The organism is Adlercreutzia sp. St.1H8 (assembly GCF_059728655.1).
In genome coordinates this window covers 2,203,543-2,225,973 of record NZ_AP039376.1, presented here as the reverse complement: position 1 = coordinate 2,225,973, position 22,431 = coordinate 2,203,543, and the positions used below count along the sequence as shown (strand labels likewise).

The window sequence follows — 22,431 nt, the reverse complement described above, 5'->3', positions numbered from 1 at the left end:
CGGGGATGGCGTCGTCCCGAATCGCTCCGCTTCGACGGCCCCAGCCCGGCCCGGCCCGGCGGCTCCAACGCGGCCGCCTGGCTGCCGCTAGTCCAGCAGGTCCTCGATGAAGCCGACGCGGTAGTCGCGGAACACCGCCTCGCCGGCTTCCTGCGTGGCGTCCAAGTCCACCGCGGCGACGATCTGGAAGTCGCGGTCGCCTGCCTCGTCGGCGAACACCTGGCGCACCCGCCAGAGGCGCTCGGCGCGTTCGGGGGACTCGTCGATCTCCAGGTAGGCGGCCGAGCGGGCGTCGGCGTCGATGCCGATGGTCTCGTGCGCGTCGAAGTAGGCGTCCAGCGCGTCCTGCCAGCGGCGCTCGCCGAAGCCCCACTCGCCGTCGAGACGCCCCAGGTCGCCGGCGCGTCCCTGGGAGGCCAGCCGCACCCGGGCGAACAGCGCGTTGCGCACGAGCACGCGCAGGCCGCGGCGGTCGGCCACCACCGCGTCGGCATCGACGGGCGGTGCGGCGTCCGGCAGCTCGCCTGAGGCCGCCCACTCGTCTACCAGGCTCGAGTCGGTGGTGCGCACGAGGAACCCGAGCCACGCCACCACGTCCTGGAGCCGCTCGTCACGCGCGGCGGGCGGAATGGTGCGGTCGAGCACGCGGAAGGCGTCCGACAGGTAGCGCAGCAGCGTGCCCTCCGACTTGGCGATGCCGTAGCGTCCCACGTAGGTCTTGAAGTCGCTCACCGTCTCCACCATGTCGCGTAGCACGCTCTTGGGCTCGAGCTCGTAGTCGCGCGCCCACGGCACCGTCTGGCAGTACAGCCCGAAGGCATGGTCGAGCAGGTCCTCGAGCGGGCGCGGGTAGGTGACGTCGGCCAGTCGCTCGAGGCGCTCCTCGTACTCCACGCCGTCGGCCTTCATCTCGGCCAGGGCGGCGTCCTTGGCCTTGCGCTCCTGGGCGCGCAGCACCTGGCGCGGATTCTCCAGCGTAGCCTCCACGAGGGAGATGACGTCGAGCGCGTAGTCGGGGTCGTCGCGGTCGAGCAGGTCGAGGGCCGCCAGCAGGAAGGGGGAGAGCGGCTGGTCGAGGGTGAAGTCCTCGGGCAGGTCGACGGTCAGCAGGTACTCGTCGGCGCCGTCGGGCCCCGCGCCCTCGCGGCGCTCCACCACGCCGGCCTCGATGAGGGTGGCGAATATCTCGTCGGCGCGCGCCGTGAGGGCCGCCTTCTCCTGCGGCTCCTGGGCCGAGTCGGCGATGAGCTGGCGCACGGCCGCCCGCGCGTCGCCGCCGCGCGAGACCACGGCCAGTACCATCGAATGCGTGATGCGCATGCGCGGGGTCAGCTTCTCCGGCGCCTTCTCCACCAGGTGCGTGAACGTCTTCTCGTCCCAGCTCACGAAGCCCTCGGGCGGCTGCTTCTTCTTGAGCTTGCGCAGCTTCTTCGGGTCGCCCGCGGCCTTCACCTGGGCGCGGTGGTTCTCGATCTCGTGCTCGGGGGCGAGCGCGATGACCAGGCCCTCGGTGTCGAAGCCGGACCGGCCGGCGCGGCCCGCTATCTGGTGGAACTCGCGGGCGCGCAGGCGGCGCATGTGATGGCCGTCGAACTTCGTCAGCTGGGTGAGCACCACGGTGTGGATGGGCACGTTGATGCCCACGCCGAGCGTGTCGGTGCCGCAGATGACCGGCAGCAGCCCCTGCTGGGCCAGCTTCTCCACGAGCAGGCGGTAGCGCGGCAGCATGCCCGCGTGGTGCACGCCCACGCCGCAGCCGAGCAGCCGCTGGAGGATCTTGCCGAAGGCGGTGGTGAAGCGCGTCCCCTTCATCGCCTGCTTCACGGCCTCGCGCTGCTCCTTGGTGGCCACGCCGTAGCTGGCGAGCGACTGGGCCGAGGCGAGCGCCGCGTCCTGGGAGAAGTGCACCAGATACAGGGGTGCGTCGCCCTCGCGCAGAGCCAGCTCGACGGTGGCTTCGAGCGGCTCGAGGGAGTACTCGTAGGAAAGCGGCACGGGCCGCGGTGCGTCGGCGATGACGTCGACGGGGCGTCCGGTGCGCTCCTGGAGGTCGGCGGCGATGGAGCTGACGTCGCCGAGCGTGGCGCTCATCAGCAGGAACTGCGCGCGGGGCAGGGTGAGCAGCGGCACCTGCCAGGCCCAGCCGCGGTCGGGATCGGCGTAGAAGTGGAACTCGTCCATGGCGACGCAGCCCACCTTCGATGCCGCGCCCTCGCGCAGCGCCTGGTTGGCCAGGATCTCCGCGGTGCAGCAGATGACGGGCGCGTCGGTGTTGATGGTGGTGTCGCCGGTGATCATGCCCACGTTCTCGCGGCCTAGGATGTCCACCATGGCGAAGAACTTCTCGTTGACGAGCGCCTTGATGGGTGCCGTGTAGTAGGCGGTGCGGCCCGTGGCCAGGGCCATGAAGCACAGGCCGAGCGCCACCATCGACTTGCCCGAGCCGGTGGGGGTGCCCAGGATGACCGAGTCGCCCACGGCCAGGTTCATGAGGGCGTCCTCCTGGTGGGGCCACAGCTCCAGGCCGCGCGACTCCACCCAGCCGAGGAACACCTCGAGTGCCTCGGAGGGGTCGAGCACGTCGCCCTCGCCCGTCTCGGCCCAGGGCAGCAGCCAGCCGAGGGAGCCGGGGGCGAAGGGGTCGTCCGGCGCGGGGGCGTCGGCGGGGCTTGTTGTAGCCGCGGGGTCGGGCAGCTCGTAGGCGGGTTCTTCGGTGGGCATGGCGGCTCCTTGGGCCAGGACGTGTGGGTGGCCTTCTATTATAGGGATGCCGGCGCGCTGCGAGCGGGAGGAGCCGCCGAGCTCGCCGCAGGACGCCGGAGGCGCTCGGCGGCGGCCGCGGGGCGGGGAAATCGGGCGCTTTGCGCAAGGCGCGCGTGCAAAGTGGCCAAAAAAGTCGACTTGACGACGTTTACGAGGCCCGTCAGCACCTCCGGTTCCAAGGGTGGCGAGCGAAAGCCCAGGTCGCGGGAGGTCTCCTTGCGTATTCGCGGCGAGAGGGGCTGCGATCTGGCCGATTTCTGTCGTCAGGTCGACTTTTTTGGCCACTTTGCAGCGGGATAGCGCACGATTGGGAAACGAGGCGCCCCGCGGCGCGCCTCCGCCCCCTGCCGACGGCGTACCATAGGTCCATGGATATCTACGAGCCGACCTGCGCGCCGCTTCCCTTTCCCGCGCCTCTGCGCGAGGGGCTCATCCTCGCGCGCCCTAACCGCTTCATCATGGAGGTGGCCTTCCCGACGGGGGAGGGCGGTTCGCCTCCTGCGGGCAAGGCATCAGCGGTCGCTGCGACGGATGCGCCCCTCGGGTCGTCCGCGACGGGGGCACCTTCCTTGGCGGCCGACCCGCGGAAGCCGATGCCGGCTCCCGCGAAGGGCGCCTTGTCGTCCTCGCCTGCGCCCGGCGGCTCGGTCCTCTCGGCCGGCACGTCCGTCGTGCGCTGCCACTGCCCGGCGGTGTCGCGCATCGGCGGCCTCGACTTGGCGGGACGCCCCTGCCTCGTCTCGGACAGCGGCAACCCCAAGCGCAAGCTGCCGCTTACGGTGGAGGCCTTCTCCCTCGACGAGCCGGACGCGCCGCAGAAGCGCTGGATCGGCATCAACCAGAACGCCTCCAACCGCTCTGTCGAGCATTTCCTGCGCATCGGGGCCCTCGACGCCATCGCCGGACAGCCGCGCGAGGTGCGCCGCGAGGTTCCGCTCGGCGCGTCGCGGCTCGACTTTCTCGTGGACGACCGGCTGTACCTGGAGGTCAAGACGCCGCTCGTGCAGATCCAGACCGCTGTGCCCGCCTCCGTGCCCCGCCTGCCCGAAGCGCCGTTCTCGTCTACCGAACGGGCGCTGCGCCATCTGCGTGAGCTGGCCGCGTCCCTGGCGGATCACGAGCGCGCCGCCGTCCTCTACTGCCTCTACTACGCCAACGACGGCTTCCGCTTCTATCACGGCACCACCTATGACGAGGTGCTCGCCACGGTGGACGCCTGCCGCGCCGCCGGGGTGGAGCTATGGCAGGCCGACTTCGAGGTCACGCCGCGCGCGGTGGCCTTGCGCCGCTACTTCCCGCTGGAGGAGTGGTAGCGCGCTTTGCTCGGCGCCCGCGCGGGGTTCACGCGCCGCCCCTCCTGGTAGGGAGACGACCGCGTCCATCCCGCCCCTGCTGCCACCCTTCGTCCCGCCTGCCGGGCCGCGTCTTGCCTGATCCGCTGCATCCCAACAAGAAGGGGGCGGCCACCCGGGTCCTCGCCCTCGGCGGCCGCCCCCTTCGGTGGCGGTCGTGCCTTCGCGCCTCATCGGCGCGCCTCGCGTCTTAGTCGGTCGCCTCCTCCGCGGCCGGCCTCTCGTCGGTTGCGGCGTCCCCGCGTCCACGTTTGTCGGGGATCAGGAAGATGAACACGAGGGAGCTGGCCAGCAGCAGGAACGGGTAGAACAAGAAGGGGATGATCTGGAACGCCGTCACGGCGAATCCCAGCTCGGCGCAGGCGCTGATGGCCACGAGCATCTGGGCGCCGTAGGGGATGACGCCCTGGAACACGCAGGAGAACGTGTCGAGGATGGACGCCGTCTTGCGCCGCGAGATGCCGTAGGTCTCGGCCATGTCGCGGGCGATGGGGTTGGCCATGACGATGGCCACCGTGTTGTTGGCCGTGGCGATGTCCATGGCGCCCACGAGCAGGCCCATGCCCAGCTGGCCGCCCTTGCGGCTCTTGAACAGGCTCTTGATGCCGTTGAGCAGCGCCGTGAAGCCGCCGTATTCGCGGATGAGCGCGCAGATGGCGCTCACGAGCACGGCCACCATGGTGGTCTCGAACATGCCCGCGGCGCCGGTGCCCATGTTGCCCAGCAGGTCGGTGGCGGCCACTGCGCCCTCGGCCACCACGATGATGGAGCCCGACACGATGCCGAGCAGCAGCACCACGAACACGTTGATGCCGATGATGCCGCCCACGAGCACGATCAGGTACGGGATGAGCTCCAGCAGCTCGTAGTCGTGCTGGACGGTGCCGGCCAGGTCGGTGCTGAGCGACAGCGCCAGGATGATGATGAGCGTCACGACGGCCGCGGGCAGCGCGATCTTGAAGTTCTCGCGGAACTTGTCCTTCATCTCGCAGCCCTGGCCCTGGCAGGCGGCGATGGTGGTGTCGGAGATGAACGACAGGTTGTCGCCGAACATCGCGCCGCCCATGACCGACGCCACGCACAGCGGCAGGCTGAAGCCCGACGCGGCGGACACGGCCACGGCGATGGGCGTGATGAGCGTGATGGTGCCCACCGACGTGCCCATGGAGACGGACACGAAGCAGCTCACCACGAACAGCACGGCCACGGAGAACTCAGCCGGAATGACCGAGAGCATGAGATAGGCCACCGATTCGGCCGAGTCGCGGCCCACGGTGCCCACGAACACGCCGGCGGCCATGAAGATGAGGATCATGGTGACGATGGTCTTGTCGCCGATGCCGCGCCCCATGATGACGAGCTTGTCGTCGAATGACAGCGACCGGTTCTGGAAGCACGCCACCAGCAGCGCGATGAGGAAGATCACCACGATGGGGATGTTGTAGAACCCCATGGTGATGCCCATCCCGTACTCGAACAGAATGCCGAGCCCCAGGTACAGCACCAGGAACACGCCGATGGGCAGCAGCGCGCCCACTCTTCCCTTCTCCATGATCTCCCCGTCCTTCGGTCGATAGCGTACAGCCGCCTATCTTACACTACCGGCACCGGGCCTGGCTGCGCAGGGCCATAGGCGTTCCCGGTCGCCGGTTATCTTCGCGGTCGCATACGGGGCATGCGTGCGCGGAGAACGCCGGAGCGGGGTGCTCGGGTCGCGCTCGGCGCCTAGTAGTTGGCGGCGCGCACCTGGAAGTAGCCCTGCGGATGGCCGCAGACGGGGCACTCCTCGGGGGCCGCGGTGCCGATGTGCAGGTGGCCGCAGACGGTGCAGTACCACACCTGCACCTGCTCGCGCTCGAATACCTCGCCATCCTGGATGCGTCTGGCCAGCACGTCGAAGCGCTCCTGATGGCTCTTCTCGATGGCGGCTAGGCCGTCGAAGAAGTCGCCCAGGTCGTCGAAGCCCTCGTCGCGGGCCACCTTCGCGAACTCCTTGTACTGGACGTCCCACTCGTAGCGCTCGGACGCGCTGGCCAGCCTCAGGCACTCGGGGGTCGGCGGCACCGTGCCGTCGTGCAGCTTCTTGAACAGGAGCTTGGCGTGGTGCAGCTCGTTGTCAGCCGTTTCCTGGAACAAGTTGGACATCTGGACGTAGCCGTCCTTCTTGGCCTGCTGGCCGTAGAAGACGTACTCCACGTAGGCCAGGGCCTCGGCGTTCAGGGCGGCCTCGATGTTCTTCCACGACTGGGATTCCTGCAGCTTCATGGTCGTCTCCTTCCGTGCTCCTCGTGCGACGGTTTCGTGACGTGACGTTGACCATGGTGCTACCACGTGTGGCGCGGGAGGCGGTGCGGGCCGCAGTTGGGGCCGATGCTTTGGCGGGGCGTTCCCGTCGCGTTGCCGCGTGGTGGGGGATTTGCGGGATTCGCGCGGGGGGGGCGGGGGGGGGGTCGAGCCGGCGGTCGAGGGCGCGAGAGCCGCTTTTTCGTCGTTTGGTGGCAGTAATTCGCGTTTTGGTACGGTAAGCGGGCACCCCCATGCCCCTCTGCCGAGAGTCGTGCCAGCAAAACCCCAGGTCGGCTTTGGCGGCATGCCGTGATTGGGCCTGCAAGAGAGGCGAGAGCCGTACCAAAACGCGAATTACTGCCACCGCAGCCGGGAAACGTGGCTGCGGCGGCATCGTTGCAGGGCGGGTGCGGCTCGTCAGGCGGGGGCGCGGGACGCGAGGGACGCGTCGCAGGCATCCCGCGCGGAGCGGGCGGAATCGTTGGGCGCGGGCGCTACGCGGCGCACCAGGCGGCGATGGCGTCGCGGAGGAAGCGGGTGGCGCCGGGGGCCACGGCGTCGTCGTAGTAGCGGGTGAAGCGCTCGTCGGCCACGTAGCCGTCGGCGAGGGCGGCGTGGGCCGCGCGGCTGTAGGCGCCCTCGCCCCAGTGGAGGGCGAGCCAGCGGCCGTGCATTTCGGCCAGGGTGCGGGCCTCGGGGCCGGTCGGGTCGCCGGTGCCGTCGGCGAAGGCGGCGCGCAGCTGGTCGATCACCGCTCGCTCCAGCGCCTCGCGGTCGTTCCAGGCCTTCTCGTCCAGGGCGAGCGTCCTCTCGTTGGCGGCATCGACGGCTGCGTCGCCCCAGCGCTCGCGGGCCTCGGCGCCGTAGGTTCTCTCGTTGTCGTCGACGGCCTGGCGCTTGAGGCCCTCGAATCGTTCCTTATCGGTCATGGTGGTTTCTCCTTCCAGGGCGGCGATGGTCTTCTCCACCGTGCTCATCAGGGCTTTCAGTTGCTCTTGCTGCGCGCGCAGGTCGGCAAGGCGGGATCGGAGCGCCGCGGCGCGGTCGAAGGCCGGATCATCCAGGCTGCGGCGGATGTCGCCGAGCGCCAGCCCGCAGGCGCGGAACAGCAGGATCTGCTGGAGGCGCTCCACCTGGCTGGCGTCGTAGCGGCGGTACCCGCTCGCGTCGCGCGTGGGGCGCAGCAGGCCCTCGGCCTCGTAGTGGTGCAGGGCGCGCACCGTCACGCCGGCCAGCTCGGCGAGCGCGCCGGCCGTGTAGCCGCCGGCAGGTGCCGAGGCGGCCGGGGACGGGGTGGCCGTCCGCGGCGCGTGTGCCACCGGGTTGGCGGGTGCGTGGGCGCCGGTCGCAACGGCGGGCCGGATGGCGCACGCGCTGTCCGAGGTGCTGCTGGCGGAGTCCGTCTTCTGTGGCGTCATGGGGCTCCTTTCGTCTTGCCGAGGGAAAGAATAGACCCTCACGTTACGTGAGGGTCAAGGGGGAGTTTTCGTTTTTTTCGAAGGGCAGCTGAGGGCTCGCGCCCCCTATGCCGCTGGCGGGTTGGCTGGGAGCGCGCAGGCGCGGGGCGCTCCTGCGGCTTTGCGGGCTTCGCCCCTCTGCGCCGAGTGGGCCCGAATCTGCGGCAACCCCGCGACTGCCCGATAGCGCACGCCGGCGCGCCTTCACGCTAGAGGGGTTGGGCGGCGGGCCGGCGCGCGGGGCGCGGGGCGCGCTGGGAGGTCAGGCCATGGCGGTTGCAGTAGGCGTAGAGGATGCCGGGGCCGCGGTAGGGGAAGCGCGCATCGGCGGTCTGCTCGGGGTAGAGCTTGCGGAAGAACACCTGGTCGGTGGTGACGTAGGCGAGGAAGCTGACGAAGTGATCCTTCGTCATGGGATGGCGTGCGGTCAGGTAGACCTCGCCGTCGGCCACCTCGGCGGCGATCGCGTGGTCGTCGTCGGGCTCCTCGGCCTCCTGGACGGGCAGGGCGATGCCGCAGCAGCTGAGGGACGCCTCGCCAGTGGCGTGGATGACGTTGCCGCAGAGCGGGCACACGAAGAAGCGCGAGCGCAGCAGGTTGCCGGCGCGGTTGGCGTTGACGACCTGCTCGCCGGAGAGCAGCTCGGCTACCGAGACGCCGAGCGCGCGGGCGATCGGCTCCACGAGCGTGACGTCGGGCAGGCCGCGGCCGGTTTCCCACTTGGAGACGGCCTTGTCGGTGACGCCGATCCGCTCGGCGAGCTGGCGCTGGGTGAGGCCCGCGCCCTCGCGCAGGGAGCGGATGGCGGAGCAGGTTACGTAGGAGGTCATGGCGGGTCCTTTTGGCTGGGATCGGGGGGGCGGTTGATGGCGGCGTGGTGCGGGCCGGAAGCCGGGGCCGGGGCCGGGCGGCCGAGCGTCAGGCGGCCGGGTGCCGCGCGGCCGAGCTGGGCCGGGCAGACGGCCGTGCCGGGCCGGAAGCCGGGGCTGGGGGCAGGCGGCGTGGTGCGGGCCGGAAGCCGGGGCGGGCGGCCGGGCGGCACCGGGGCGTTCGCCGCGATGACGATTATGGGCGCCTGTCGCCCGCCCGGCAACCTACGGAGCGTAGAGGCGTGCTGGGCCAGCGGCGTGGGGGGGGCGGGCCGGTGTGGGCGAGGCGGGGGTCGTCGCGGACGCGCGGACGCCGGCGCCCGCCCGGCGCGGCCCGCAGGGTCGGGGGCGTTGTCGGCGCGGCCCGCACGGTCTGGGGCGTCGTTGGCGCGGTTCGCACGGTCTGGGGCGTCGCCGGCACGCGCCGACGTCCGCCCGGATGCGGCCCGCGCGACCTGCGGAGAGTGACCGAGGCGCGGGCGGGGCCATCCGCGGCTTGCCTTCCACGACGGTCGGGAGGACAATGGCGCTGACTTCGTAACTTCGCGTGAAAGGACGTTCATGCCAGCGCTCACCGACCTTCCCAACATCGGTTCCCGCGCCGCTGAGCTGCTGCGCGCCGTCGGCATCGATGACGCCGCCCAGCTGGCGGCGCTTGGCGCCGAGGAGGCGTGGCTGCGCCTGCAAACCGTCGACCCCGGCGTGTGCCTCCATCAGCTCCAGGCGCTCGAGGGCGCGGTGCTCGGCATCCCGAAGGCCCAGCTGAGCGCCGAGCGCAAGACGGAGCTCAAGGCCTTCGCCGCGGCGCACCGACCGGCGGGAGGCGCGCGATGAGGGCCGTCATCCAGTGCGTCAGCGAGGCGCGCGTGACCGTGGGCGGCGCGGTGACCGGCCAGACGGGCCCCGGCTTCCTCATCCTCCTCGGTGTGGGCCAGGGCGACACCGAGGCCGAGGCCGACCGCCTGTGGCGCAAGATCGCGCGGATGCGCGTGTTCGACGACGCCGACGGCAAGACCAACCTGAGCCTGGCCGACATTGGCGGCGGCGTGCTCGTGGTGAGCCAGTTCACCCTCTACGCCAACTGCCGCAAGGGCAACCGCCCCTCGTTCACCGATGCGGCGCCGCCCGACGTGGCCGAGCGTCTCTACGAGTACTTCGTCGGGCTCGTGCGCGCGGACGTGTCCGAGGTGGGCACGGGCGTGTTCGGCGCCATGATGGACGTGGCGCTCGTCAACCGCGGCCCGTTTACCGTCTGCCTGGACACCGATCAGCTGTAGCGCGGCCCCTGCGCGCAAATTCAGACGGTTTTGCACTCTCCCGTGCGTACGATTGGGCCGGATGACTAGCGGTGCGGACGTAAAACCCCAGGTCGCGATTTTCGGGGTAGGCGAAAAGGCGCGCATCATGCTCGTTGGGGAGTGCAAAACCGTCCGAATTTGCAGGAATCGCCCCCAAACTCATGGCGAGGGGGCGCGGGGCGCGGTGCTGCAGAGGGGAGGGGCCGCCCGGGTGCGGTATCATGGGCGCTCGTGAAGGCGGCGAGGAAAGGAAGGGCGCCATGCGAAAGACAGCGGCGATCATGCTGGGGGAGGGCTTCGAGCCTGTGGAGGCCATCGCGCCGGCGGACGCGCTCAGGCGCGCGGGCGTGGCGGTGACGCTCGTCTCGACGATGGGCGAGGCGGTGGTGGAGGCCGCCCACGGCATCCGGGTGACGGCCGACGCGCTTGAGGTCGACGTTGACCTGGGGGCGTTCGACTTGCTGGTGGTGCCGGGCGGCTCGCTCGGCGTGGAGAACCTGGCCAAGAGCGACGCGCTGGCCGCCGCGCTGCGTGAGCGCATGGCCGGCGGCCGACTGGTGGGCGCCATCTGTGCGGGCCCGACCATCCTGGCTGACCTGGGCCTTCTGGAGGGCCGCCGCGCCGTGTGCTACCCCGGCTGCGAGGAGGGCTTCCCGGCCGGCGCGTACCAGGCGGGCGTGGACGTGTGCGTCGACGGCGGGCTGGTCACGGCTACGGGCCCCGGCAAGGCGCTCGACTTCGGCATCGCGCTCGTGCGCGCGGTGGCCGGCGACGCCGTGGCCGATGAGGTGGCTGCGGACATGCTGATGGCCCGCTAGCAGCGCACGAGGCGGACGGGGGAAGACGTGGAGGGCAGGAGGGTCGCGTGCGACGCGCGTGACGCGAGGCCGTCGGCGGAGGACGCGGAGGCGGGCCCGGAGCCCTCGACCGGTGACGTCTCGGATGCCGCGAGCGTGGGCGCGGGCACGCCCGACCGGGCGCCCCGGCCGCCCGCACGTCGTGCGCGGCGCATCGCGCGGCGGGCGCGCTACTGGGCGGCGCGCCATGCGGTGCTGCTCGTGGCGGCCGCCGCGGCGCTCGCCACCATGGCGGTCGTGCCGCCTGATGCGGCGTACGCGGGCTACCTCGACCTGCGTACCATCGGGTGCCTCTTCGGCATCCTCGCGGTGGTGGCGGCCCTGCGCCGCCTGGGCGTGTTCGAGCGCGCGGCCCGCCTGGTGGTCGACCGCTTCGCCACGTGCCGCGGAGCGGTGGCCGCGCTCGTGGGCGCCACGCTCGTGCTGTCGATGGTGGCCACCAACGACATGGCGCTCATTATGATGCTGCCGCTGGCGGCGGCCACCCTGCTCGAGGCCGGCTGGGGTCGCGCGCTGCCGGTCGCCTTCGTCCTGCAGAACCTGGCCGCCAACCTCGGCGGCATGGTGCTGCCCTTCGGCAACCCGCAGAACCTCTACCTCTACGAGTTCTTCGGCATTCCCCTAGGCGACTTCCTCGCCACGATGGCCCTGCCCTTTGCCGTATCCGTGGCGCTGATAGCTCTCTGCTGCGCTTTGCTGGTACCGGTGGATGCCGGGAAGGGCGCCCGCGCGGGACGGGTGACGCCTCGGCGGGAAGAGGGCGTGCGACCTGCGGAAAGCGCTCCGGCCGGGTTCGACGGGCGGGATGTGGGCGACGCGGGGGCCGCGTCCCGCCAGGCACTCTCAGGCGCCGGCGAGGGCTCCGTGGAGCCGGGGCGCGCATCGGGCGTCTCGCAGGATCCCGCCGGGCGGGCTCGCGCAGACGCCGAGCGGACTGCGCTCGCGCCTTCTCGCGGAGCCGCTGGCGGCGCCCGCGCGGGAGGGGGCTCGTCAGCTGCGTCCAGCGCCCGCGCCCGCGCTTTCCGCCCGCGTCTCTCGCGGCGTGCCCGCGCGCTTATCTGCCTGGGGCTTCTGGTGCTGATGGTGGCCTCTGTCCTGCGGGTCGTTCCCTGGCCGGCGGCGGTGGCGGTCGTGGCGGGGGCGCTCCTGGCGCTCGACCGACGGGCGCTCGCGCAGGTGGACTACGGGCTGCTGCTCACCTTCGCGTGCTTCTTCGTGTTCGCGGGGAACATGGCGCGCATCCCGCAGGTGGTGGAGGTGCTCGCGCCGCTCATGGCCGACGGCGGCCTGTGGGTGAGCGCCGGGGCGAGCCAGGTCATCAGCAACGTGCCGGCGGCCGTGCTGCTCTCGCACTTCACGGGGGAGTGGGCGCCGCTGCTCGTGGGCGTCAACGTGGGCGGAGCGGGCACGCTCGTGGCGTCGCTCGCGGGGCTCATCACGTTCAGCCACTACCGCTCCGTCCGGGCCCTGTTCGCCCGCAGTCCCCGCGAGGGCGTTCCCCGCACGCGCGTGTTCTTGGCCTGGTTCACGGCGCTCGGCTTCGCGTTTCTGGCCGTGCTGCTGGCCGTGTGCGCGGCGGCGTTTGCGTAGGTAGCCGCGCTTGACTTCGTCTGCGGGGCCGGGTCGTTGCCGGCGACGTTGGGGGCGGCGGGATGCGGCGCGCGGCCGAAGGGGCTGCCGGCGGGTGACGTGTGCCGCGGAACGGCGAATGGCGGACGGCGTCGCGGATGACGCGCGATCCCGCGGGCGGCGCAGGCGCGGGATCGCGCGTTGCGGGAGGGGCGCGGTGGGCTTTCTCTCGGCTACACCCAGATGACGGTGGACTTGCGCGGCTTCGCGGAAGTCTCGCGGGCGATGTGGCCGAGGGCGCAGATGCCGTGGACCTGGTGGTCGGCGGGGATACCGTACTCGCCGAGCAGCATGCGGACGGACGGCTCGTCGCAGAGGCCGTTGAGCTGGTTGATCCAGCAGCTGCCCAGCCCCAGGCTCGTGGCGGCGAGGAACATGTTCTCCAGCGCGCACGAGTCGTCCTGCCGGTCGTAGGGGTAGCCCGCGGGCACGGCGACGAGCACGGCGGCCTGGGCGCCGTACATATCATAGGAGCCGCGGTCGAGCAGCGGCTCGAGGGCGGCCGCCAGCCGTGCCACCTGCTCGCCGTCGGAGAGCACGGCGAACGTGAGCTCCTGGCGGTTCATGCCCGAGGGCGCCCACTGCCCGCAGGCCACGATGGCCTCGAGCTGCTCGCGCGCGACGGGCTCGGCGGTAAAGGCGCGCGTGGATCGTCGCGCGAGGATGGCATCGATGACGGGGTTGGAAAGCATGGCGGGCTCCTGTTCCGAGGGGGGGGGAAGAACGGGGCCAGCATAGCGCGGGGCGGCGCGCGAGGCAATTGCGCGACGCAGCCTGTGTCCTCCGCGCCGCGTCCGGGTTGGCGCGCGGCTAGAGACGGCGGACGGCGTCCCAGCCGGCCATGGTCACGCTGTGGGGGAGCACCTTGCCGAGCACGCGCAGGCCGAGCGCCTGGGGGCTGCAGGTGGCCACGGCCAGGTGGGCGCGGTTGGCGGCCAGGGCGCGCGAGACCACGGTCGACGCCTCCTGGGCGCCGAGCAGGTGGCGCACGTCCTGGCCAGCGCCCGACTTGCGTGCCACCTGCTCGAATCCGGTCTTCACCCAGGTGGGACAGACGGCGGTGGCGTTGATGCCGGTGCCGCGGAGCTCCCAGCGCAGGGCGCGCGTGTAGCTGAGGACGAAGGCCTTGGTGGATGCGTACACGTTGAGGTGCGGCAGCGGCGTGAAGGCGCTCGCCGAGCAGAGCTGGATGAGGCGCGAGCCGCGGCCCATGTGCGGCAGGCACGCGCGCGTCAGGGCCACGAGCGCGCGGCAGTTGAGCTCGATCATGGCCTCGGCATCGGCCTCGTCGACGGAGCGCCAGTCGCCGAACTTGCCGAAGCCCGCGGCGTTCACCAGGTGGGTGACGAGGGGAGCCTCCGCGTCGAGCGCGTCGGCGATGGCCTGGCGGGCCGCGGCGTCGGTGAGGTCGGCGGCCAGGCAGCGCGCCGGCGTGGTGAGGTCGGCGGCGACCTCGCGCAGGGCGTCGCCCCGGCGGGCGATGAGCCACAGCTCGTCGGCTTGCTGGAGCAGGTCGATCTGGCGCGCGAACTCGCGCCCCATGCCCGATGAGGCCCCGGTGATGACGGCGATGCGCTTTGCCATGCGTGCTCCTTTCCTCGGCGGTCGCGCCTTGGTCGCGGCCCCGGCGGCTGCGGGGCTGCGCGGGGCGCGGCGGCGTGGCAGCCCTGGCGTGGCGGGCTCTGCGGGCGTGGCGGCCCCTGGCGGCTCCAGAGGCGTGCGGGCTCTTCCCGCTGGCGGGGCCGCCACGCCCCTGCTGCGGCGCCCCGTTGAGTTCGGCGCTTCCCGTGATCATAGCCCTACGGCGTGGAGGCGGCATGGCGGCCGCGCAGCTGGGACACGGAACGGTTACGTTTGCGGGCGGATCGGGGAGTCGCGGTATCATCGTTGGGTCGCAAGACCGCGAACCGTCCGCAACGGAAGACGAGGCGAAGCCGCATGGACATCAAACGCATCCTGGCCAGCGCCCCGCGCAAGCACGATCGGGGAGAGCCAGCCCAGCTGACCACTCCCTGGGGTGAGGCGATCGATCCCGCCCGCGTGCGCGCCGAGCACCCGCACCCCCAGTTCGCCCGCGAGGGCATCCGCTCGCTCAACGGCTGGTGGCAGTATGCCATCGTGCCCACGTTGAACGCGGGCGAGTCCTGGGCGCGGATGCGCCCTCCCGCGCGCTATGACGGGCGCATCCTCGTGCCGTTCTCGCCGGAGGCGCCGCTCTCCGGCGTGGGGCGCACGGTGCTGCCCACCGAGCTTCTGTGGTATCGCCGCGCCTTCGCCACGCCGAAGCTGGATGAGGGCGAGCGCTGCCTGCTGCACTTCGAGGCCGTCGATCATGCCTGCGCCTGCTACGTGAACGGCGAGCGGGTCGGCCTGCATGAGGGCGGCTACCTGCCCTTCGCCTTCGACGTCACCGACTTTTTACGCGAGAGGCCCGATCATGTGCCTGCCCACGGGCTCATCGAGGAGAACGACCTGGTTCTCTGCGTGTGGGATCCGAGCGATGAGGGCACGCAGCTGCGGGGCAAGCAGCGGCTTGCGCCCGGCGGCATCTGGTACGCGGCCCAGAGCGGCATCTGGCAGCCGGTGTGGCTTGAGGTGGTGCCGGCCTGCCGCGTGGAGTCGCTGGCCCTGCGGCCCGACCCGGCGGCGGGCATGCTGCGGCTGGAGGTGCGCGTCTGCGGGGCGGGGCGGCTGCTCCATGTGGACGTGACGGCGCCCGATGGGGCGCTCGTCGCGCGCGAGACGGTGCGCGCGGACGACGACGGCGTTGCCCTTGAGGTGCAAGTTCCCATCCCCGACCTGCGACTTTGGAGTCCGGATGATCCCTGCCTCTACGGGGTGGCCCTGCGCTACGGGCATGACGTGGTGCACAGCTACGCGGCCTTCCGCACGGTGGAGGTGGCCCGCGACGAGCGCGGCGTCTTCCGCTTCCTCCTGAACGGCGAGCCGCTGTTCCTGCGCGGCGTGCTCGACCAGGGCTACTGGCCCGACGGCCTGATGACGGCCCCCTCGGACGAGGCGCTCGCCTTCGACGTGCAGGCCATGCGCGATGCCGGCTTCAACCTGCTGCGCAAGCACCTGAAGGTGGAGGCCGACCGCTGGTACTACCACTGCGACCGGCTGGGGATGCTCGTGTGGCAGGACATGGTGAGCGGCGGCGGGCCGCTCGACGCGTGGGCGTCGAGCTACAAGCCGACGCTGCTGCGCCGGTCGTGGGGCGCCTATGCGGACGACACCCCGCGTCATCGCGAGCGGCTCTCGGCGGGAGACGAGCGCTACCGCGAGCAGTGGCGCGCGGGCTGCCGGGAAACGGTGGCCTACCTGGCCGATCACCCGTCGGTGGTGACGTGGGTGCTGTTCAACGAGGGCTGGGGGCAGTTCGACGCCGCCGTGGCCGCGGCCGAGGTGCGCGCGGCCGACCCGACGCGACCCGTGGACGCCGTGAGCGGCTGGTACGACCAGCGCTGCGGCGACTTCCTGAGCGTGCACAACTACTTCCGCGACCTGGAGGTGTATCCGGACGATCCGGCGCGCCTGGTGGGGGAGGCGGCTTCGCGCGGGGGGCGCGCCTTTGTGGTGTCGGAGTTCGGAGGCCTTGCCCTTGGGGTGCAAGATCACATGGCCTACCAGGAGCTTTACGGCTATGATACCTACGAGGACGCGGCGTCGTGGGGCGCTGCGGTAGCTGCCTCGCTGGCTGCGGCGGACGCTCTTGAGCCGGCGGGTTTGGCCGGTTGGGTGTACACGCAGCTCTCGGACGTGGAGGAGGAGGTCAACGGCATTCTCACCTACGATAGGCGCGTGAACAAGCTGACGCTGGCCACGGAGGCGGTGAGGCAGGCGTGCGCTCCGCAGGGCGAGGCGTCCTCGGAGGGCGAGCCGGCCTCGGTCCTGGCTGGGCCCCGTGAGACGGGGAGGCGCGCGCCGCGCCCAGACGCTGCGGCTACGCCGGATCCCGCTCGTGACGGCGGGGCGCCCGCGCCTGACGAGCTCGGTGCGGGCGCAGCTGCGTCGGACGGCCCTGAGGCCCAGCGGCCCGCCGCCGCGCCCCTTCGCCGCGCCGCCGCCTGCGCCTCGGCGGGGATGGCGACGCTCGCGGCCCGCGCGGCCGAGGGCGTGCGCGAGGCCCGGGAGACCATCGAGTCGCTCCGCGCGCCTGAGGTGCGGGTGCCGCGGGGGAAGGAGCAGCGCCCATGATGACCGAGCCCTGGGAATGGGAGCCTGCGGTTCCCGCGGCTGCCGCCGGCGCGCCTGATGCCCGCGCCGGCGCCATGCGGGCGCGGCTGGAGGCCCGCTTCGACGACGCCTTCGGCACCGCGGCCCCCACGCGCCTGATCGGCGACGCCGACGCTGATGCCGACGCCGCGGTGACGCGCGCCTTCGCCCGCCGCGCCGTCCACGGCCCGCGGGTGCTCGCCTCGGCCCCCGGCCGCCTGGAGCTGGCCGGCAACCACGTAGACCACCAGGGCGGCCAGGTGATCTCCGCCGCCATCGACGAGCGCCTGTGGGGGCTCGCGGCACCCAACGGCCTGCCGCTCATCCGCCTGGCGATGGAGGGGTTCGGCCGCGCCGTCATCGACCTGTCCGATCCTGGCTGGGCTGCCCCCAAGGCGGTGGAGCGCGGCACCTCTGCGGCGCTCATGCGCGGCATGGCCGCCGCCTTCGCTCGCGCGGGGCATCCCGTGCGCGGCCTCGACCTTGCCACTGCGTCTGACGTGCCCGCCGGTGCCGGCCTCTCCTCCTCGGCTGCCTTCGAGATGATGGCGGGCGCCTGCCTCGAGGCGCTCTTCGGCGGCGCCGGGGCCGACGCTGTGCCGTCCGACCCGGTGGCCCTCGCCCTGGCCGGCTGCGAGGCGGAGGGCGCCTACTTCGGCAAGGGGAGCGGCGCCCAGGACCAGCTGGCCAGCGCCTGCGGCGGCGTGCTGCTCCTCGACTTCTCCGGCGAGCGCCCCGTGGTGACCCCCGTTCCCTTCGACGCGGCGGGCCACGGCTACGCGCTCGTGCTGGTGGACAGCCGACACGATCACTCGCTGCACACCGACGAGTTCTGCGCCATCCCCGCCGACATGCGTGCCGTGGCCAACCTGCTCGGCGGCGCGCGTCTGGGTGATGTGCCGCCCGAGCGCTTCTTCGCCAGCTTGCGCCGGGTGCGCCAGGAGCTGGGCGACTTGCGGGCCATGCGCGCGCTGCACTACTACGACGAGGTGCGCCGCGTGGGCGAGCAGCGGCTCGCGCTCACCCAAGGCGACTTCCGCGCCTTCCTCGCGGCGGCGCGGGTGTCCGGCGCGTCGTCGGCCCAGTTCCTCCAGAGCGTCTCGAGCCATGGCGAGGGAGGCCGCGTCCACCAGCCGGCCATGGCCATCTTGGGGCTCTGCTCTCACCTGCTCGGCGAGCGCGGCGCGTGGCGCATCCACGGCGGAGGCTTCGGTGGCAGCGTGCTCGCCTTCGTGCCCGCCGACGAGCTGGCCGCCTTCACGGCCGCCGTGGACGACATGCTCGGCTACCCTGCCTGCTCCGCGGTGGAGGCCGGTGCCCCCGGTGTGTGGGCCCGGGCCCTGTGATGGGTGCCCGACCTGCGAAAACCGCCCAATCTGCGGCTTTTGGCCCCGCCGGGCGCGTGCGAGGGGCGGGGGACGAGCGGGTCGCGGGAGGCGCGGAAGCCGCCCGACCCGCAGGTGACGCGGGCGCAGCGGGGGACGAGCGGCGCGGGGTGCCTGCGGAGGGCGACGCGCGCGGGGCCGGGAAGGCGGCGCCGGGCGCGTGGGACGGGGGCGCCGCCGCGTTCGACGATGCGGGCGCGCCGCCGCCGCGCGAGGTGCGGGCCCGGTTCGCGCGCATCGAGGCGACCGAGGGCGCGGAGGCGGCCGTGCGCTACCTCTACGAGCTGGAGCGCGCATGCGGCTACCTTAACGAGGCCGCCGTCGCCCGCACCATCCGCTGGACGTCCGACGCCCCCTGCGGCCCGCTCGAGATAACCATCAACCTTGCCAAGCCCGAGAAGGATCCCCGGGCCATAGCCGCCGCCTACCGTTCCGCCCAGACTGTCTGCCCCGACTCGCCCCACGGCGTGCTGTCTGCTGCCCGCCTCGCAAGCGGGTCGCCCTCGGCCGCCGCTCCGCCCGCCGGCGTCTCCGTTGCGGGCGCTGCCGCCCTGATCGCGAGCGCCGCGTCCCTCGGCTCCTCGCTCGAGGACGCTGCGCGCGCTACGGTTCTGCCGGCAAGCGCGCTGCCCGGCGCGTGGCGCGCGGGCGACCTGCCTGCGGCCGCCGCATCTGCGAACGCCGCGATTGCCGGCGCATCCGAGGCCGCCGCATCAGGCAGCGCCCCCTTCGCGGGCGTCCGGCTCGCGAGCTCCGCGCCTCGCCACTCCCTCTCTTCGGGCCCTCGACGCGCCGTCCACGAGCCGCTTTGCGACCTGTGCTGGGAGAACGAGGGGTGGCCGGGCAGCGCTAGCCGTCCCGCCAAGCCGGGGCTGCGCATCGTGCCCGTCGAGCTGGGCGGGGAGCGCTGGGGACTCCAGTTCTCGCCCTACGCCTACTTCCCCGAGCACTGCATCGCGCTCTGCGCCGAGCATCGCCCCATGCGGGTGGACGCGGCGGCCGTCGCGCGCCTGCTCGACTTCGCCGACCGGTTCCCGTTCTACTTCATCGGCTCGAACGCGGGGCTGCCGGTGGTGGGAGGATCCATTCTCTGCCACGATCACTTCCAAGGTGGCCGATACGAGTTCCCCCTGATGAGAGCCTCAATCGCGCAAGAGATGACCCTTGAGGGCCTGCCGGCGGTGCGCGCCGGCGTCGTGGACTGGCCGGCGAGCGTGCTGCGCCTCGCGTCGCCTGGCCGCGCATCGATCCTGGCGGGTGCGGAGCGCGTCATCGCCGCCTGGGAGCGCTTCGACGACGAGCCCGCCGGCATATTCTCCCGCACTGACGCGCCGCACAACGCCGTGAGCCCCATCTTGCGCCGGCTGCCGGCGGCGGGCGGGTGGGCGCGCGCCGGGTTTGCGGAGGCGGGCGTGCTGGCAGGCCGGGGTGCTGCGGCCTGCGCTATTCCCGTTGCCGGGGAAAGCCTGATCGGCGGGGTGGGCGCCTTGGGTGGAGCTCCGCGCGTCGCCGCCAGCGGGCCTTTGCCGGCATGCGACGCCGGCGGGCCCGTCCGAGGGGCCGCTCCCTCGCTTTACGTGCTCGACCTGGTGCTGCGCAACAACCGTACGACGCCGGAGCGACCCTTCGGCCTCTTCCATCCGGACGAGTCGCTCTTCCACATCAAGCGCGAGAACATCGGGCTCATCGAGGTCATGGGCCGCGCCATCCTGCCGCCGCGGCTGGCGCGCGAGCTGCCCGTCGTCCAGCAGGCGCTCTGGGATGCTGCGTTGTCGGGGGAGGCACCGGCCGCGCTGCAAGAGCGCCTCGCCGCCGATCCGCTGACGGCCGCCCACGCCCCCTGGGCCGCCGCCGTCCTCGCGCGCCGGCGCGCCGATCTCGCCGCCGAGGCCGCAGCCCGTGCCGCTGCTGGATGCGCTGGCCTCGACCCCATCGCCCCGAGCCCCGCCGGCTCCGCCGTCGAGGCCGCTCCTGCTTGCGCCTCCTCCGCGTCCGGCCCCCTCGCGCCCGTCGTACGCGACGAGGTCGCCCAGGTCTTTCACCAGGTGCTTCAGGCCACTGCCGTCTTCAAGCCCGACTCTGCCGGCCGCCGCGCCCGCGCCCGCTTTCTCGCCACGCTTAAGGCTCGTCCGGCGCGCTCCTAGCGCCTCGCTCAAAGGCCGTGCGACCACCGCCGACCTGGACGAACGCACTTGTCGCCTCTCCGAACCGCCCAAAAGGCGCCACCCCCTCGGATAACTCGCTTTTTTGCCGCAAACCGCGTCCGCCATGCAACTCCTCACCTCTTTTGTGGCCATTTGCTTCGAAATTCCGAGGCAATCGCGTCCCCTTCGTGCCATTTTGCGGCACGCTGAGCCACTGCTTTTTCGCCGACCTGGTGAAACGCCGTCGCAGACCGACACCAGACTGGCGCCTGCCTCGGAATTTCGAAGCAAATGGCCGAAATCCGCCGATTCTCGCGCACGGCCCGCCCTGCGCTGGCGTTAACCCCGTGCCCATGCGACAATACCCAGGTTCATACCCAACTCGAAACCAGGAGCAACCGAAGTGGCAGAGTTCATCTATCAAATGTACAAGGCGCGCAAGGCGGTGGGCGACAAGGTCATCCTCGACGACGTGACGCTGTCGTTCTACCCCGGCGCCAAGATCGGCGTGGTAGGCCCCAACGGCATGGGCAAGTCCACGCTGCTCAAGGTCATGGCCGGTCTGGAGGAGGTCTCCAACGGCGACGCCCGGCTCACGCCTGGCTACTCGGTGGGCATCCTCATGCAGGAGCCGGCCCTCGACGAGGACGCCACGGTCATCGAGAACATCCGCCAGGCGTTCGGCGAGGTGCTCGCCAAGGTGGAGCGCTTCAACCAGATCGGCGAGGAGATGGCCGCGCCCGATGCGGACTTCGACAAGCTCATGGACGAGATGGGCAAGCTGCAAGACGAGATCGACGCGGCCAACGGCTGGGACATCGACTCGCAGCTCTCCCAGGCCATGGACGCCCTGCAGTGTCCCGACCCCGACGCGCCCGTGACCATCCTCTCCGGCGGCGAGCGGCGCCGCGTGGCGCTCTGCCGCCTGCTGCTCGAGGCCCCCGACCTGCTGCTGCTCGACGAGCCCACCAACCACCTGGACGCCGAGTCGGTGCTGTGGCTCGAGCAGTTCCTCAAGAACTACCCGGGTGCCGTGCTCGCCGTCACCCACGACCGCTACTTCCTCGACAACGTGGCCGAGTGGATCTGCGAGGTGGATCGCGGGCAGCTGTTCCCCTACAAGGGCAACTACTCCACCTACCTGGAGACCAAGGCCGCGCGCATCGCCGCCCAAGGCCAGGCCCAGGCCAAGCTGGCCAAGCGCATGGAGAAGGAGCTGGAATGGGTGCGCTCCTCCCCGAAGGCCCGCCAGGCCAAGTCCAAGGCGCGCCTTGAGCGCTACGAGCAGATGGTGGCCGAGGCCAGCGCCGCGAAGAAGCTCGACTTCGCCGACATCACCATTCCCGTCGGGCCGCGCCTGGGCTCGAAGGTGCTCGTGGCTGAGCACCTGCACAAGGAGTTCGACGGCCGCGTGCTCATCGACGATCTGTCCTTCGAGCTGCCGCGCAACGGCATCGTGGGCGTCATCGGCCCCAACGGCGTGGGCAAGACCACCCTGTTCAAGACCATCGTCGGGTTGGAGCCGCTCTCCGGCGGCACGCTTGAGCTCGGCGAGACGGTGAAGATCTCCTACGTCGACCAGAACCGCGCCGGCATCGATCCGAACACGCGCCTGTGGGAGGTGGTCTCCGGCGGCACCGACTATATGATGGTGGGCGAGCAGGAGATCCCGAGCCGCGCCTACGTGGCCGCCTTCGGCTTCAAGGGCGCCGACCAGCAAAAGCCCGCCGGCGTGCTGTCGGGCGGCGAGCGCAACCGATTGAACCTGGCCCTCACCCTCAAGGAGGGCGGCAACCTGCTGCTCCTGGACGAGCCCACCAACGACCTGGACGTGGAGACGCTGTCCAGCCTGGAGGCGGCCCTGCTCGACTTCCCCGGCTGTTCGGTGGTCGTCAGCCACGACCGCATGTTCCTCGACCGCATCGCCACCCACATCCTGGCGTGGGAGGGCGACGACGAGAACCCCGGCCGCTGGCACTTCTTCGAGGGCAACTTCGAGAGCTACCAGGCCGACCGCGAGGCGCGCCTCGGCAAGGAGGCCGCCAAGCCGCATCGCCTCCACCGCAAGCTGACCCGCGACTAAGGCGAGGGGGCGCTGCGTGGCGTGGCGCGAAGGAGAATCCGTGTGAGAGGAGGGCTGCCCGAGGGCGGCCCTCCTCGCGTAAGGGGCGAGGAG

The 22,431-nt window shown here is 71.8% G+C and carries 16 protein-coding genes; 9 read left to right on the top strand and 7 right to left on the bottom strand.

Annotated features, from left to right (window positions below; genetic code table 11):
* Positions 1-87: 87 nt before the first annotated feature.
* A complete protein-coding gene (locus tag AC6I0Y_RS08765) occupies positions 88-2,721 on the bottom strand; it encodes a DEAD/DEAH box helicase (RefSeq protein WP_497731011.1) in 2,634 nt (877 codons plus the stop codon).
* A 410-nt stretch (positions 2,722-3,131) separates the two neighbouring features.
* Between AC6I0Y_RS08765 and AC6I0Y_RS08760 the strand changes: the two genes are divergently transcribed.
* Positions 3,132-4,076: a DNA/RNA nuclease SfsA gene (locus AC6I0Y_RS08760; RefSeq protein ID WP_497731009.1), complete on the top strand. Its 945-nt coding sequence runs from the start codon at positions 3,132-3,134 to the stop codon at positions 4,074-4,076.
* 229 nt (positions 4,077-4,305) lie between these two features.
* Here the strand turns inward: AC6I0Y_RS08760 and AC6I0Y_RS08755 are convergent, their stop codons facing one another.
* The 4 genes from AC6I0Y_RS08755 to AC6I0Y_RS08740 all read right to left on the bottom strand — a co-directional run bounded on the left by AC6I0Y_RS08755 (position 4,306) and on the right by AC6I0Y_RS08740 (position 8,688).
* Positions 4,306-5,667 (bottom strand): Na+/H+ antiporter NhaC family protein, encoded by a 1,362-nt coding sequence (locus tag AC6I0Y_RS08755; RefSeq protein WP_497731007.1) that lies wholly within the window; start codon positions 5,665-5,667, stop codon positions 4,306-4,308.
* Between the two features lie 173 nt (positions 5,668-5,840).
* Complete coding sequence (locus tag AC6I0Y_RS08750) at positions 5,841-6,380, bottom strand: rubrerythrin family protein (RefSeq protein ID WP_160710154.1); 540 nt, start codon at positions 6,378-6,380, stop codon at positions 5,841-5,843.
* Between the two features lie 515 nt (positions 6,381-6,895).
* On the bottom strand, positions 6,896-7,819 hold the full coding sequence (locus AC6I0Y_RS08745; protein WP_497731003.1) for a MerR family transcriptional regulator: 924 nt from the start codon (positions 7,817-7,819) through the stop codon (positions 6,896-6,898).
* 248 nt (positions 7,820-8,067) lie between these two features.
* A complete protein-coding gene (locus AC6I0Y_RS08740) occupies positions 8,068-8,688 on the bottom strand; it encodes a helix-turn-helix domain-containing protein (protein ID WP_160710153.1) in 621 nt (206 codons plus the stop codon).
* Between the two features lie 600 nt (positions 8,689-9,288).
* Here AC6I0Y_RS08740 and AC6I0Y_RS08735 point away from each other — a divergent pair.
* From AC6I0Y_RS08735 to AC6I0Y_RS08720, 4 genes are all read left to right on the top strand, one after another.
* A complete protein-coding gene (locus tag AC6I0Y_RS08735; protein WP_160710598.1) occupies positions 9,289-9,561 on the top strand; it encodes a TfoX/Sxy family protein in 273 nt (90 codons plus the stop codon).
* Complete coding sequence (gene dtd, locus AC6I0Y_RS08730) at positions 9,558-10,004, top strand: D-aminoacyl-tRNA deacylase (RefSeq protein WP_160710597.1); 447 nt, start codon at positions 9,558-9,560, stop codon at positions 10,002-10,004. Before AC6I0Y_RS08735 ends, dtd begins: the two co-directional genes overlap by 4 nt.
* 281 nt (positions 10,005-10,285) lie before the next feature.
* Positions 10,286-10,843: a DJ-1 family glyoxalase III gene (locus tag AC6I0Y_RS08725; protein WP_160710596.1), complete on the top strand. Its 558-nt coding sequence runs from the start codon at positions 10,286-10,288 to the stop codon at positions 10,841-10,843.
* Positions 10,844-10,870: 27 nt separating this feature from the next.
* Positions 10,871-12,472 carry an SLC13 family permease gene (locus AC6I0Y_RS08720; protein WP_497730998.1) on the top strand — a complete coding sequence of 534 codons (1,602 nt, stop codon included), beginning with the start codon at positions 10,871-10,873 and terminating at the stop codon, positions 12,470-12,472.
* Between the two features lie 212 nt (positions 12,473-12,684).
* Here AC6I0Y_RS08720 and AC6I0Y_RS08715 read toward each other — a convergent pair whose 3' ends face one another.
* Both AC6I0Y_RS08715 and AC6I0Y_RS08710 read right to left on the bottom strand, forming a co-directional pair.
* Complete coding sequence (locus AC6I0Y_RS08715) at positions 12,685-13,203, bottom strand: nitroreductase family protein (RefSeq protein WP_160710342.1); 519 nt, start codon at positions 13,201-13,203, stop codon at positions 12,685-12,687.
* A gap of 118 nt (positions 13,204-13,321) precedes the next feature.
* Positions 13,322-14,095 (bottom strand): SDR family NAD(P)-dependent oxidoreductase, encoded by a 774-nt coding sequence (locus tag AC6I0Y_RS08710; protein ID WP_497730995.1) that lies wholly within the window; start codon positions 14,093-14,095, stop codon positions 13,322-13,324.
* Positions 14,096-14,449: 354 nt separating this feature from the next.
* On the opposite strand from AC6I0Y_RS08710, the gene AC6I0Y_RS08705 reads away from it, so the two are divergent.
* The 4 genes from AC6I0Y_RS08705 (at position 14,450) to ettA (ending at position 22,338) form a co-directional block, all read left to right on the top strand.
* On the top strand, positions 14,450-16,708 hold the full coding sequence (locus tag AC6I0Y_RS08705; RefSeq protein ID WP_497730993.1) for a glycoside hydrolase family 2 protein: 2,259 nt from the start codon (positions 14,450-14,452) through the stop codon (positions 16,706-16,708).
* The gene (locus tag AC6I0Y_RS08700) at positions 16,705-18,072 is read left to right on the top strand and encodes a galactokinase (RefSeq protein ID WP_497730990.1); all 1,368 of its coding nucleotides are present in this window, start codon (positions 16,705-16,707) and stop codon (positions 18,070-18,072) included. Before AC6I0Y_RS08705 ends, AC6I0Y_RS08700 begins: the two co-directional genes overlap by 4 nt.
* A gap of 149 nt (positions 18,073-18,221) precedes the next feature.
* Positions 18,222-20,255, top strand: a complete 2,034-nt coding sequence (locus AC6I0Y_RS08695; RefSeq protein ID WP_497730987.1) for a hypothetical protein — start codon at positions 18,222-18,224, stop codon at positions 20,253-20,255.
* Between the two features lie 403 nt (positions 20,256-20,658).
* Positions 20,659-22,338 carry an energy-dependent translational throttle protein EttA gene (gene ettA / locus AC6I0Y_RS08690; protein ID WP_497730984.1) on the top strand — a complete coding sequence of 560 codons (1,680 nt, stop codon included), beginning with the start codon at positions 20,659-20,661 and terminating at the stop codon, positions 22,336-22,338.
* The last annotated feature ends 93 nt before the right edge of the window (positions 22,339-22,431 follow it).